The organism is Streptomyces sp. NPDC006711, assembly GCF_042869775.1.
GTDB lineage: Bacteria > Actinomycetota > Actinomycetes > Streptomycetales > Streptomycetaceae > Streptomyces.
On the sequence record NZ_JBIAGO010000001.1, the window covers coordinates 551,370 to 564,963 of the forward strand.

11 protein-coding genes are annotated in these 13,594 nt (G+C 75.0%); 8 read left to right on the top strand and 3 right to left on the bottom strand.

The window, feature by feature from the left end; translation table 11 throughout:
• Positions 1 to 405: 405 nt before the first annotated feature.
• Entirely contained in the window at positions 406 to 963 is a 558-nt protein-coding gene (locus ACFYM2_RS02400; RefSeq protein WP_388832694.1) for a hypothetical protein, read from the bottom strand.
• Positions 964 to 1,177: 214 nt separating this feature from the next.
• Between ACFYM2_RS02400 and ACFYM2_RS02405 the strand changes: the two genes are divergently transcribed.
• Genes ACFYM2_RS02405 through ACFYM2_RS02440 form a run of 8 tightly spaced genes read left to right on the top strand, consistent with a single transcriptional unit; the run spans position 1,178 to position 10,222 of the window.
• On the top strand, positions 1,178 to 2,797 hold the full coding sequence (locus ACFYM2_RS02405; protein ID WP_388832697.1) for a hypothetical protein: 1,620 nt from the start codon (positions 1,178 to 1,180) through the stop codon (positions 2,795 to 2,797).
• Positions 2,798 to 2,845: 48 nt separating this feature from the next.
• Positions 2,846 to 3,283, top strand: a complete 438-nt coding sequence (locus ACFYM2_RS02410) for a phage tail protein (RefSeq protein ID WP_267058993.1) — start codon at positions 2,846 to 2,848, stop codon at positions 3,281 to 3,283.
• 2 nt (positions 3,284 to 3,285) lie between these two features.
• A complete protein-coding gene (locus ACFYM2_RS02415) occupies positions 3,286 to 4,011 on the top strand; it encodes a LysM peptidoglycan-binding domain-containing protein (RefSeq protein WP_350231356.1) in 726 nt (241 codons plus the stop codon).
• The gene (locus tag ACFYM2_RS02420) at positions 4,008 to 5,942 is read left to right on the top strand and encodes a VgrG-related protein (RefSeq protein WP_359007654.1); all 1,935 of its coding nucleotides are present in this window, start codon (positions 4,008 to 4,010) and stop codon (positions 5,940 to 5,942) included. Before ACFYM2_RS02415 ends, ACFYM2_RS02420 begins: the two co-directional genes overlap by 4 nt.
• 10 nt (positions 5,943 to 5,952) lie before the next feature.
• Positions 5,953 to 6,393, top strand: a complete 441-nt coding sequence (locus ACFYM2_RS02425; RefSeq protein ID WP_350231358.1) for a GPW/gp25 family protein — start codon at positions 5,953 to 5,955, stop codon at positions 6,391 to 6,393.
• Complete coding sequence (locus ACFYM2_RS02430; RefSeq protein WP_350231359.1) at positions 6,393 to 8,339, top strand: putative baseplate assembly protein; 1,947 nt, start codon at positions 6,393 to 6,395, stop codon at positions 8,337 to 8,339. Before ACFYM2_RS02425 ends, ACFYM2_RS02430 begins: the two co-directional genes overlap by 1 nt.
• Positions 8,336 to 8,902 (top strand): phage tail protein, encoded by a 567-nt coding sequence (locus ACFYM2_RS02435; protein ID WP_350231360.1) that lies wholly within the window; start codon positions 8,336 to 8,338, stop codon positions 8,900 to 8,902. Before ACFYM2_RS02430 ends, ACFYM2_RS02435 begins: the two co-directional genes overlap by 4 nt.
• A 6-nt stretch (positions 8,903 to 8,908) precedes the next feature.
• Positions 8,909 to 10,222, top strand: a complete 1,314-nt coding sequence (locus tag ACFYM2_RS02440; protein WP_359007650.1) for a zinc ribbon domain-containing protein — start codon at positions 8,909 to 8,911, stop codon at positions 10,220 to 10,222.
• Positions 10,223 to 10,353: 131 nt separating this feature from the next.
• Here the strand turns inward: ACFYM2_RS02440 and ACFYM2_RS02445 are convergent, their stop codons facing one another.
• Both ACFYM2_RS02445 and ACFYM2_RS02450 read right to left on the bottom strand, forming a co-directional pair.
• Complete coding sequence (locus ACFYM2_RS02445) at positions 10,354 to 12,810, bottom strand: ABC transporter permease (protein WP_388832700.1); 2,457 nt, start codon at positions 12,808 to 12,810, stop codon at positions 10,354 to 10,356.
• Positions 12,804 to 13,541, bottom strand: coding sequence for an ABC transporter ATP-binding protein (locus ACFYM2_RS02450; protein ID WP_388833093.1), 738 nt, complete (start codon positions 13,539 to 13,541; stop codon positions 12,804 to 12,806). Before ACFYM2_RS02450 ends, ACFYM2_RS02445 begins: the two co-directional genes overlap by 7 nt.
• Positions 13,542 to 13,594: the final 53 nt, after the last annotated feature.

A 13,594-nucleotide genomic window follows, 5' to 3' on the forward strand; every position in this document is an offset into this window, starting at 1 on the left:
GACCACACCCGCCCCCGCAGCCCAGAAGCCCGCGACACCCGCGACCGGCACCACCCCGGGCAACACCACGCCCGGGAGTACCCCGGCCGTCCAGCGGTCCAGCACCACCGCGACCGGCCCCACGACCAACCCCGGCACCACCCCGGGCAACACCAGTGCCCCGGCCGTCCAGCGGTCCAGCACGCCCGCGCCCCGCCCAACTACCGGCCCCAGCGCCGCCCCGGGCAACACGACGCCCAGCGCCGCCCCGGCCGTGCAACGGTCCGCCACGCCCGGGACCACCCCGGCCCCCGCCGCGCAGCGGCCCGCGACACCCGCGACCGGCGCCACACCGGGCAACCCTTCCGCGACTCCGGGCACGCCCGTGACCGGCCCCACGACCAACCCCGGCACCACCCCGGCCGTTCAGCGGTCCGCCACGCCTCCGCGCACCCCCGGCGCCGCCCCGGCGGCGCCCGGCGCATCCCCGGCTGTTCCCGTCGTCCCCGCTGCCCCCGTCGTCCCGCCGTCGGCCACGCCCAGGCCCGCGACCACGCCCGGCGCACCCCCCGTCGTCCAGCGGTCCGCCGCGCCTCCGCGCACTCCGGGCACCGCCCCGGCGGCCGGCCCCACGGCCGCACCCGGCCCGGACCAGGGGAACAGCGCCCCAACCACCGCGCCCGCCGTGCCCCCGGCCGTCCAGCGATCCGCCGCGCCCGCGCGCACCTCCGACACCACCCCGGCCGGCCCCGGCCACCCCCGTACGCCCACCGCACCCCCGGCGGACGGACCCGCGCGGCCCGCGTCGGACGGTCCCGCCGTGCAGCGCGCCACCACGCCGCAGAACGCGAACCCGGGCTCCGCCTCGCGTGGAACCGCGCCCTCCAACTCCGCGTCCAGCAGACCGAGTTCAGGTCCGGCCACCACCAGCACCCCCGGCGCCGCACCGAGCGCGCCTTCCGCCGTGCAGCGGTCCGCCGCCACGCCCCCGGTCCGCGCGGCGAACCCTCCCGCCGTGACGTCGGCCCCGACCTCCCCGGCCGCCCCGGCCCCAACCAGCCCCGTACAGCGGGCCATTGGGCGTCCGATCGACCCCGTGAGCAACCCGGGTACGCCCGTGAGCCCCACCGCGCCCGCCGGGACCGACGCGCCTTCCGCCCGGCCCGCGCACGGGGACGCCCCTCGCACGGCGCCCCCGGTGCGTCCCTCCACGGGCGACACCCCCGCCACCGCCCCGACGCCCGCACGCGACCGGAGGGCCGAGCCGAGGCGGACCAGCCCGATCGGGGCCCCGATCCAGCGGGCCGCCGCGCCCGGCAGCCCCGCCAGCACGCCGTCACCGACCCCGCCGTCGCCCGGCGCGAGCGGCGGGTCCACCCCGGCCGCTCCCTCCGTCCAGCGCGCCGCCACGCCCGCGCCGGGCCAGGGGCAGCCCCCCGCGCCCTCCGCCGCGTCGCCGCGCCGAGCGCAGGACCCCGACCCCACCACCCCGCCGCCGAGCACCCCGGCACCGGCCGTGCAGCGCGCCGTGACGCCCCCGCGCGGCCCCTCGGGCCACCCGGCCCCCGGCGTCGCGCGGGGCGGCACGACGGAGGGTGGACCGTCCGGCGACCCGTCAACCCCCTTTGCCCAGCGCGCTGTTGACACCTCTGGCGGCCCCCGCACGACCGCGCCCGCCGAGCGCGGCACCCTCGGCGAGAGTGGCGCGGCCCTGCCCGTGCGCGGTCCCGTCGGCGCGGCCTCGTCCCCGCAGTCCGGCCCCGCCGTCCAGCGGGCGGCCGTGGAGGACGCGCGCCCCGCGCCGGTCGCCGCGTCAACTCCCGCCCAGGTACCGTCCGTTCAGCGGGTCGCGACGCAGCGGTCCCTCACCTCCGCGCCCCGGCCGGTGCGACCCTCGTACCAGCTCGACCCCGTCGGCGTGGTGCGCCCCGCCGCCAAGGCACCCGCACCCGCGCCCGCGCCGGAGCCCGCGCCCGCACCCGCGCCGCAAGCCCCCGCCCCGGTCGCGCCCGCACCGGCCCCCGCGCCCCCCGTGCAGCGCAAGCCCATGGTGCGGCGGGTCAGCAGGACCCAGAGCGCCGCCCCGGACGGAACCCGGCGCCGGCCGCTCATCGGCGCGCCCATCACCCCGGGCGCCGCGCCCGCCACCGCGCCGAGCCCCGCGCCCGCGCCGGCCGCCCCCGCGCAGCCCGCCGTGCAACGTGCCGCCGTACCCGCGCCGCCCGCCACGCCCGCGCCGCCCAGCGCACCCGCCGCGCCCCCGACCCCGTTGCGCAAGGTGCGGCTGCCCGCGCCCGCGCCGTTGCAGCGGATGGCCGTCTCCGGTCCGCCGCTGGCCTCCGCCCGGCCGCTCACCACCCGCCACCAGAACGCCCCGACCCCCGTGGGCGGCGCCGCGCCCGCGACCGTACCGCTCAAGCGGACGGCGCCCGCCGCCGAGGAGAGCCGGCCGGTCGTGCCGCTGCGCACCCCGGCCGCCTCGGGCGGCCGGGCGCAGCCGTCCGTGCAGCGGGCCGCCGCGCCGGCCCCGGCCCCCGTCGTGCCCGTACGCCGCGCGCATCCGGCGCCCCCGCCGCCCCCCGCGCCCGCGCCCCCGGCGCCGCCCGCCTTCATCCAGCGGGACGCCGCCGAGCCCTCGCCAGGGCCGAACACCGCTCAGGCCACCGCACAGGCCGCCGTACCGGTGCCCGCGGAGGAGCCCCAACCGCCCGCCGACATGGACGCGTTGGCGCGCCGGCTCGTCGCCCCGCTGTCGCGGCTGCTCCGCGCCGAGCTGCGTGGCGACCGCGAACGGATCGGCCGGCTGCGCGACAGCTGACCCGCCACGACTGCCCCGTAACCACTCCCACCGACGGAAGACCACCCCATGCCCACCACCCTTGACCCCGGCTCCACCGTCTTCTTCAAACTGACCATCGACGGCCAGAACCTCGGCCTGTTCAACGGCTGCGACGGTCTCGCGTCCGAGGTCGAGGTGGAGCAGCGCCAGGAGGGCGGCAACAACGGGTTCGTGTGGCAGCTGCCCACCCGCGTCACGTTCTCCACGATCCGCCTGACGCGCCCGCTGACCGCCGACACCTCCAAGGTGGCGTCGTGGATCTCCTCGCTCGCCACCGGCATCACGCGGCCCACCGCCCAGATCGCCGCGCTGCGCGCCGACGGTTCGATCGTCGCGCAGTGGGGTCTGGTGGAGGTGCTTCCGGTGCGCTGGACGGGTCCGAGCCTGGACCCGGCGAGCCCGAGCGTGGCCACCGAGACGCTGGAGATCGCCCACCACGGCTTCACCGACGCGGGAGGTGCCTGAGCATGGCCGCACCCACCGGAGGCAAGGCCGCCAAGGGCCTGTCCCGCGCCACGCTCGCCATCCACCAGCCGCCCACCGACCTGGGCGGCTCGATGGGCGGAAAGATCGGCGAGGTCAAGTTCCAGTTCAATCCGTCGCAGGTGCAGATGGGCCGCTCCGCCAACTGGATCACCACGCCCGCCATCTCCTACAACCGGGGCGCGCCGCCCAAGTTCACCGGCGCGATGCCCGCCTCGCTCCAGCTGGAGGTGTTCCTGGACGCATCGGGCACGCCCACCTCCAACACCGTGCAGAGCCAGGTGGAGCTGCTGCTCTCGTGCTGCGAGGTGACCTCGCAGAGCATCAGCGCGAAGGCGCCGTCGCCGCCGTGGGTGGAGTTCAGCTGGGGTTCGTTCTCGACGGTCCAGTTCGTCGCGTACGTCACCAGCGTCAACGCCAACTACACCCTGTTCAGCCCCAACGGCACACCGCTGCGCGCCACCTGCACCCTCGCACTGACCGAGGTCTCCAGCGAGACCAAGCGGCAGAACCCGACGTCGGGCGCGCTGTCGGCGCGCCGGGTGCACCGCACGGTCGCCGGGGACACCCTGGCCTCGCTCGCCTGGCGCGAGTACGGCGACGCCACCCAGTGGCGCGTCATCGCCGAGGCCAACGAGATCGACGATCCGATGCGGCTGCGCCCCGGCACCGAGCTGCTGCTGCCCGCTTCCTCGGAGGGAACCGCGTGACCGAGAAGACTTTCACCACCGTCCTGCACGTCCAGCTGGGCGGCGCCGTCCTTCCCAACGAGCTCGCGCTGCGGCTCGTCGAGGGCTGGGTGGACTCCTCGGTCAACGTGCCGGCCGCCTTCCAGCTCACGTTCAGCGACAAGGACAGCAAGGTCACCACCAAGTTCCCGATGCTGAAGATCGGGGCCAAGGTCGTCATCAGCCCGTTCACCGACGGCCGGCGCGGCGAGCCGATGATGACCGGCGAGGTCACCGCCCTGGAGATGGACTCGGAGCCCGGCGTGGGCCGCCATCTGCTGGTGCGCGGCTACGACCCCGGCCACCGGCTGCTGCGCAACCGCCGCGTCGAGGGCTACCCGAACATGACGGCATCCGACATCGTGCGCAAGATCGCCGGGCAGAACGGCCTGAAGATCGGCAAGATCGAGTCGACGTCCACGGTGTACGACCTGGCGACCCAGCCCAACATCACCGACTGGGACTTCCTGTCGCGCCTGGCCGCCGAGAACGACGTGCGGCTGTCCTTCGACAACGAGGGCAAGCTCAACTTCGCCGGGCTCGACCCCGCGTCCGGCGCCCCGTCCGACACCACCCCGGCCGCGCAGAGCCCCTACGTCCTGGACTTCGGGGCGAACAACCTGCACAGCCGGGCCACGATGACGGCGGCCGGGCAGGTCAGGAAGGTCAATGTGCGCGGCTGGGACATGCGCACCCGGCAGAAGCTCCAGGCGCCCCTGCCCGCGGTCCAGAGCAAGGACATCTCCGCCGACATGACCCCGGGCCAGGTGACGCTGCCCTTCGGCGCCTCCGAGCTCACCGCCACGCAGGTCCCGTACACCACGCTTTCGCAGGTCACGCACGCCTCGCAGGCCCTGGCCGACGACGTGGCGGGCTCCTTCGCCGAGCTGGAGGTCGCCGTCACCGGCAACCCCAGTCTCACGCCGGGCACCCCCGTGGCCCTGAAGGGCGCGGGCTTCCCCTTCGAGGGCAAGTACACCGCGACCGGTGTGCGCCACGTCTTCGCGTCGGGCGACCTGTACACGACGTGGCTGACCGTCTCGGGCCGCCAGTTCCGTTCGCTGTACGGGCTCGCCGCGGGCGGCACCGACCAGGCGCCCCCCATGCCGGGTGTCGCGGTCGCCCTGGTCACCAACACCAAGGACCCGCTGCGCATGGGCCGGGTCAGGCTGTCCTTCCCGTGGCTGTCCGCGACGTACGAGAGCGACTGGTGCAGGGTCGCGCAGTTCGGCGGCAAGGGCGGCGGCGGGCTGCTGCTGCCGGAGGTCAACGACGAGGTGTTGTGTGCCTTCGACCGCGGCTCCCTTGAACACCCGTACGTCATCGCCGGGCTCTACAACGGCGTCGACAAGCACACCCGCGAACCCGACAACTATCCGGCCGTCGACCCGACCAGCGGGCAGATCAACTGGCGTTCCCTGACCGGGCGCAGCGGCCACACCGTCGAACTCCTCGAAGAGGGCGGGGCCGCGCGGCTGTCCAGCGGCATCCGGCTGCGCACCGGCAAGGGCCGGCTGCACATCCAGATGAACGAGGCGAAGACCTCGATCACCATCGACAGCGACGGCAGCGTCGAGATCAAGGGCAACCGGAGCGTCGACATCGAGGCGGGCGGTGACCTGTCCCTGAAGGCCGGCGGCATGCTCAACATGAGGGCGGGCGGCGCCATCGAGATCGGCGCGGGCATGGGCGTCAACATCGACGCGGGGGGCGAGTTCAACGCGAAGGCCGGCGGCGAGGCGGCCATCCTGGCGGGCGGCGTGGTGACGGTGGACGCGCTGGGCGAGCTCGTCCTCAACGCCGTCGCCAACACCACGATCAACGGCGGTACCGTCATCGTCAACGGCATGGCCGGCCTGCTCCTGAACTCCCTGGGCGGGCCCCCGCTGGCCAACGGCATGCCGGTCCTCTAGGAGAGTCGAGATGAGCGAACATTTCGTCGGGGCCGGCTGGGCCTTCCCGATGCGCACCGAGCCGGGCGGCGGCATCGCCCTGGCCCGGCGCGACCGCGAGATCGAGGAGTCGATGCGCCTGGTGCTGGCGACGGCGCCGGGCGAGCGGCCGATGCGGCCCGAATTCGGCTGCGCCGTCCACGACTTGGTGTTCGCACCGGTCAACGACGCCACCGCCGGACGCATCCGCTACGAGGTGCGCAACTCGCTCGACCGCTGGGAGCCCCGGATCGAGGTCGAGGACGTCACGGTGACCCCGGCGCCCGACGAGCCGACCGTGCTCCACATCGACGTGCGCTACTCGGTGCGGGGCACCAACAACCCGCGCAGCCTCGTCTTCCCCTTCTATGTGATTCCCTCCGAGGGCGGCGACGAGCCAGGCCCGACGCCCGGCGAAAGCGAACGACACTGATGGCCCTGCCCGCACCCCACCTCGACGACCGCCGCTTCCAGCAGTTCGTCGACGACGCCAAGCGCTACATCCAGCAGCGCTGCCCGGAATGGAGTGACCACAACGTCTCCGACCCGGGTGTCACCCTGATCGAGGCCGTCGCGCACATGGCCGACCAGGTCGTCTACCGCCTCAACCGCGTGCCCGAGAAGAACCAGCTGGCCTTCCTCGACCTGCTGGGCGTGACCCTGTTCCCGCCGTCGGCGGCCCGCGCGGCGGTGACGTTCTGGCTCTCGGCCCCGCAGCCCGAACCCGTCGTGCTGCCCCGGGGCACGGAGGTCGCCACCGGCCGCACCGAGACGGAGGAGGCGGTGGTCTTCGCCTCCGAGGACGATCTGACGATCGTGCCGTGCAGCCTCTCCCACGTGCTGCGCCAGCCCGCCGCGTCCAAGCCGGAGGACTGCTCGCAGGACGTGCTCGGCGGCAACGACGTGTCGGTGTTCAGCTCCGGCCCGCTCCCCGGCGACGTCCTGCTCTTCGGCCTGTCGGCGGCGCTGCCGCACTGCACCGCCGCGCTGCGCCTGGACAGCCGCGTCGACGGTGTCGGCGTCGACCCGCGCCAGCCCCCGCTGGTGTGGGAGGCCTGGACGGCCGACGGCTGGACCGAGTGCGAGGTCGCCGAGGACTCCACCGGTGGCCTCAACCGCCCCGGCGAGGTCATCCTGCACATGCCGGCCGCGCACGCCGTCTCCCGGATGGGCGGCCTCGACGCGGGCTGGCTGCGCTGCCGGGTCGTGGAGGCCGCCCCCGGCCAGCCCTTCTACAGCGTCTCGCCGACCGTGCGCGGCGCCTCCGCCTTCACCATCGGCGGCACCACCCGCGTCTCGCACTCCGACACCGTGCGCGACGAGTCGCTGGGCGACTCCGAGGGCGTCCCCGGGCAGCGGCTGCTGCTGGCGCACGCGCCCGTCGTCGGCGGCGTCCGCCTGGAGATCTCGGCGGGCGAGGGCTGGGAGGAGTGGGAGATGGTGGGCGACTTCGCCTCCTCGGCCCCCTTCGACCGGCACTTCACCCTGGACGCGGCGACGGGCGAGATAGCCTTCGGCCCCGCCGTGCGCCAACCCGACGGCTCGGTACGGCAGTTCGGCGCCGTCCCGATCAAGGGCGCCGCCATCCGCGCGTCGCGGTACGGCACCGGCGGCGGCCGCTTCGGCAACGTGGCCCGGGGCGCCATCCAGGTGCTGCGCAGCTCCATCCCGTACATCTCCCGCGTGGAGAACCGGGAGGCCGCGCGCGGCGGTGTGGACGGCGAGACCGTCGAGGAGGCCAAGACGCGCGCGCCGATCGCGCTGCGCGCCCAGGAGCGGGCCGTGACCGCCCGCGACTACGAGGAGCTGGCCCGCCGCGCCGCGCCCGAGACGGCCCGCATCGCCTGTCTGGCGGCGGACGACGTCGAGTCGGGCGACAACGCGGTACGGGTCCTCGTGGTCCCCCAGGCCGTGCCCGACCGGGGCGGCCGGCTGCGCTTCGAGCAACTGGTGCCCGGCGACGAGCTGTTGGGCCGCGTCACGTCCTTCCTCGACGAGCGGCGCCCGCTCGGCACCCGGCTCGCGGTGGGCCCGCCGTTCTACCAGGGCGTCACGGTGGTGGCGACCCTGCACTCCTTCCGCGCCGCCAAGGCCGACTACGTACGCGACGAGGCACTGAACGCGCTCTACTCCTACCTGGACCCGCTGACCGGCGGCGCCCACGGCACGGGCTGGCCCTTCGGGCGGCCGCTGCGCGCGGGCGAGATCTTCGCGGCGCTCCAGCGCGTGCCGGGTGTCGAGCTGGTCGACGAGGTCCTGCTGCACCCGGCGGACCCGCTGACCGGCCGCAGGGGCGATGCCACCGACCGCATCGAGCTGTCCCCCTCGGCGCTCCTGTTCCCCTTCGACCACCGCGTCCGCGTGATCGAGGCCCGATGAGCGCGCGCGGCACCATCGAAGGGCTCGGCTCCTCGCACCCGCTGGGCACCCAGCTGCCCGCGGTGTACGCCGACGACGACTTCGCCCAGCGTTTCGTCTCGGGCCTCGACGTGGTCCTCGCCCCGCTGTTCAACGTGCTCGACTGCCTGGAGGCCTACTTCGACCCGGCGCTCGCGCCGGAGGACTTCGTGGACTGGCTCACCACCTGGGTCGGCACGGAACTCGACGGCACCGAGTCCATCGAGGTGCGCAGGCACGCCGTGGCGACGGCGGTCTCGCTGCACCGGGTGCGCGGCACCGCGCAGGGCCTGGCGCGCGCCGTCGAGCTGGCCTTCGGGGTGCGCCCCGAGATCACCGAGAGCGGCGGCGCGTCCTGGTCGGCGCGCCCGCTCGGGCCCTTCCCGGGCGAGCCCCGGGCCTCACTCCGGGTGACCCTCCGGGTCTCCGACCCGTCCAGCGTCGACCCCTACCGCCTCCAGGCGGTGGTGGCGGCGGCCCGCCCCGCCCACCTCCCTTTCACGGCCGAGGTATCCGCCACAACCCTTACCCACGAAGGGAACTGACCTTTCATGTCCACCCCGGCCATGGTCCCCTGCCCCGACTGCGGCACCCCGGCCCGCGCCACCGGCCAGTCGTTCTGCGACTCCTGCGGAGCCTTCCTGCGCTGGACGGCGCCGACGCCCCCGTCGGTCCCCATGGCCGACACGCCCGCGCCCGCGCCCGCCCCCGACGCTCCCGCCAAGCCGTCCCCGGCGACCACCCCGGAGGCGACGACGACCCCGCTGCCGACGGTGGGCCACGAGCCGGCCGCGCCCCGTCCGGAACGGACGGCCGCGCGCCCCGAGCCCGAACGCCCCGCGACCGCCCCGGCCGCCCCGGCGACGCCCCCTGCCCCCGCCGCGTCCGCAGGGACCCCCGAGGAATCCAGGGCGGAATCCAGGGCGGAATCCAGGCCGGAGACCACTCGGAACGCCTCCGGGGACGCCGGCACGGACGCCGCCGGCGACACCACCCCGCTCCCCGAGGTGCGCAGGCCCTCCGCGACGGACGCCGCGCGCGCCCTGCTCGTCCCCGTGGAGGAGGCATCGGCGCCCCGGCCCCCCGAGGCGCCCGGCACCGTGCTGCCCGGCCGTCCCGAGGCGGCCCGTCCCAAGGTCCGCACGGCGACGCCCACTCCCGAACCGGAGAACGGCACCCCCTGCCCCGCCTGCTCCACCGCCAACCACCAGCACCGCAACTTCTGCCGCAGCTGCGCGACGCCGCTGACACCGCGCCGCCAGGACACCGGTTCGGGCCCGTACGCCGGCCAGCGTCCGCCGCTGCACCGCGACCGCAAGCGCTGGATCGCGCGGGCCCTGGTGGCGCTGGTGGTCGTGGGCCTGGTCGTGGGCGGCGTGTTCGGCGGTCCCCCGGCGGCCCGCGCGGTGCAGGACCACTTCGCCAAGCGGGTGGCCGCGCACCCGGTGTCGTGGACGGCGTCCCACTCCGACCCCAAGCACGGCGCGGAACTGGCCGGCGACAGCTACTCCAACACGTGGTGGGGCACCGGGTACGCGGGCGACGCCGAGGGCACCTACCTGGAGGCGACGTTCGGGCAGCCGACGGACCTGCTCGCGCTCCTGATCACGCCGGGCACCTCCAAGCGCCAGGGCCAGCAGTCGGAGCAGGCCCGGCCCCAGGAGTTCGACCTGGTGGTCACGGACTCCAGCGGCAAGCAGCACGTCTCGCACCAGTCGCTCAACGACGGCGGCGTCCAGCGCATCGACGTCCGCGTACGGAACGCGGCATCGGCGCGCATCATCCTGCGCTCGGCGTTCGGCGCGGCGAAGGACAAGCAGGTGGCGATCGCGGAGGTGGAGTTCTTCAGCCGCTCCAAGAACTGACCCACCGCCCCGCTCGGGCACTCCGGCCCCCGTCTCCGGCACCCAGGTGCCGGGGCGGGGGTCCGGCATATCCCTAACCCCCCGCCGCGCCGCACCACTTGGCGCAGGATCTCGCCCGCGCCGATCAGCGGTCACTCCGGCGTACCCGCCAACTCCACGGCCCCGCGGCGCAAGGAGAGGCCAGCCGGAGCGACCGCCGAGATGACGGCGAGCACCGCGCAGACACCCAGGGCCGCCGCGAGCGCCGCCCACGGGATCTCGATGGACGTACGCACCGAGAGCACACCCAGCGCGCTCCACATGCCCACCAGGTTGAGCCCGGCGACCAGCGCGCCCAGCAGTCCACCGACCACGACCACCATCAGCGCCTCGGCGCCCACCATCCGCAGCACCTGCCACTTGGTGGCGCCGGCCAGCCGCAGCACGGCCAGCTCGCGGACCCGGTCGGAGGTCGCCATGACCATGGTGTTGGCCAGGGAGATGCCGGTGTAGAGCAGGGCGATGCCAAGGACCAGGAAGAAGCCCGTCCGGGTCGTCCGGTTGGTCTCGGGGTACGTCGCCCGCACCCAGGCATCCGGGGTAAGGACCTCCCCGCCCGACGCCCGCACCGCCTGGCGCAGACCGGCGGCCACGGTGGCCGTGTCGGCACCGTCCGCAAGGCGTACGTCGACCCGGTCGACAGGCGCCTCGGGGGCGTTGCGTGGGGTGACGTACACGCCGTTGTTGCCGGTGCCGGTGGTCATGACCGCGGCGATCTTCAGGGACTTCCGCGTGCCGTCGCCGAGCCACACGTCCACCCGCTCGCCCACGGTGTGCTGCTGCCACTCCTCGTTGACGATGATCGAGTCGTCGTCCAGGTCACTCGCCTTCCCCGCCGTGAGCGGGAGGCGGGCCGTTCTTGCGAGCGGCTCGGGCTCGGCGGCTCTGGCATCGGACTTGATGAGCGCCACGCCGTCCTCCAGGACGTACACGGCGCTCGACGAACTCACGGAAACCTCGGCTCCGGACACGGCCCGAAGCCGCTTCAGCGTCGCCCCGTCGAAGCCGGCGGCGCCCGGCGCGGTGACCACGAAGTCGGCGACCGTCCGCTCGCGCACCTCGGTGGCCTTCGCCTCGTTGAGGGTGGCGGCGGCGCCCAGCAGTGAGCCCGCCAGCGCGACCGTGACCAGCACGGGCGCCGCGACGGCGGCGGTGCGGCGCACCCCGGCGGCGGCGTTCTCCCGCACCAGCATCCCGCCTGCGCCGGGCAGTTGGGCCGGCAGCCAGGCGATCAGCCTCACCAGCGGCCGCACCAGCACCGGCGCGAGCAGCGCGACCGCGGTGATCAGCAGCATGGGCCGGCTCACATAGGTCTTGCGCTGAAGCAGGCCGCCCGGGTCCGTCGCCAGGGCCAGGGCCAGCGTGACCGCGGCGGTGATCAGCAGGGCCGCGCCGAACAGCCAACGGCCCCATGTCATCGGCCGGGTGTCCACCGCCGCCTCGCGCAGGGCCTCGGTGGGACCGGTGCGCCCCGCCCGCCAGGACGCGGCCAGCACGCCGCACAGAGCCACGAACAGGCCCGCCCCGAACGCCATGTGGTAGGGCCAGGTGTAGTCGCCGATGGTGAACCAGCGGGGCGCAAGGTTCTTGTCGACCGCCCACGCGGCGAGCTGGGGAGCCCCGTAGGAACCGAGTACACAGCCGGTGGCCGAGGCGAGCACACCGACCGCGAGCGCTTCGGAGACGACCATGCGGCGGATCTGGCCCGGGGTCGCCCCGGCGGTGCGCAACAGCCCGAACTCGCGGCGGCGCTGGGACACCGCGAACGCGAAGGTCGAGGCCACCACGAACACCGACACGAACCCGGTGACGCCTCCGGCCGTGCCGAACATGGCGTTCATCGCGGCCAGGGCCTCGCTGTCCCGGTCGGGGTCGGCGTCGGCGTACCGGCGCGCGTCCCCGGTGAGGACCTGGACGCCTTCGCTGCCGCGCACCGCCCCGCGCACGGCCGCCGCATCGGCGTCGACCACGAGCTGGAGGCTGCGCGGCGAGAGTTCGGCGGCGCGGGGGTCGGTGTAGAACACGGCGTTCTCGAAGCCGAGCGCGGCCACGGTGCCGACGACGCGTACGGTGCCGGCGTCGGTCCGCACCCGGGCCCCCGGACGGGCCCAGTCACCGCTGACGACGACCTCGTCCGCGGCCTCGGGCGCGCGTCCCGCGTCGAGCCGGTACGGCGCGAAGGCCGCGGTGGACCAGGGATGGCCCACCAGATCGGCGGGCCCGCCCTCGCACCGCACGGCGAACGACCGGTCCTCGACGACGGTCCCCAGGTGGCGCAGCTTCGCGACCGCGTCGTCGGGCACGGCACGCGGCTGCGCGAGCTTGCGGGTGCGCTCGCCGATCGACGTGGGCACCACCAGGGTGTCCTGGCCCTTGACCACGACCGGCGCGGCGGCGAACCGCTCCGGCCCCCGGCCGGGTGCGTCCAGCGAGGACGCCAGGGCAAGACCCATCACGGCGATCAGCGCCACGCCCAGGCAGAGGGCGACGAAACTGCCGACGAAGGTGACCCAGCGGGTGCGCAGGGTGCGCAGCGCGGTGCTCAGCACGGCGCCGCCTCCAGCCTGGTCATGCGCGACGCGATGTCCTCGGCACAGGCGCCGATCAGCTCGTCGTTGACACGGCCGTCGACGAGGAAGACGACGCGGTCGGCGTAGGAGGCGGCGACGGGGTCATGGGTGACCATGATGATCGTCTGGGCGTCCCGGTCGACCATGCCGCGCAGCAGGGTCAGCACTTCGCGACTGGTCCCCGAGTCGAGTGCGCCGGTCGGCTCGTCACCGAACAGCACGTCGGGACGGGTGATCAGGGCGCGCGCCAGGGCGACCCGCTGCTGCTGGCCGCCGGACAGCTGCGTCGGGCGGTGCCGCGTCCGGTCGCCGAGTCCGACCTGGTCAAGCACCTCGCGCACCTGGGTCTTCCTGGGGCGGCGGCCGGCCATCCGCAGGGGCAGGGCCACGTTCTGCTCGGCGGTCAGGGAGGGCAGCAGGTTGAACGCCTGGAACACGAAGCCGATGCGCTCGCGGCGCAGCAGGGTCAGCTTGGTCTCGCTCAGCCCGGTCAGCTCGGTGTCGCCCACGGTGACCGAGCCCGACGCGGGCCGGTCCAGGCCCGCGGCGCACTGCAACAGGGTCGACTTGCCTGATCCGGAGGGGCCCATCACGGCGGTGAAGGTCCCGGTCGGGAAGGCCAGCGACACCTGGTCGAGGGCGGTGACGGACGCACCGCCCGACCTGTACCGCCGGGTCAGGGAGCGCAATCGGATCGCGTCGTTGCTCATGTGGTGCCCCACCAGTATCCGCTCCTCGGCTCGTCGGTCCTCCACGAAACCGC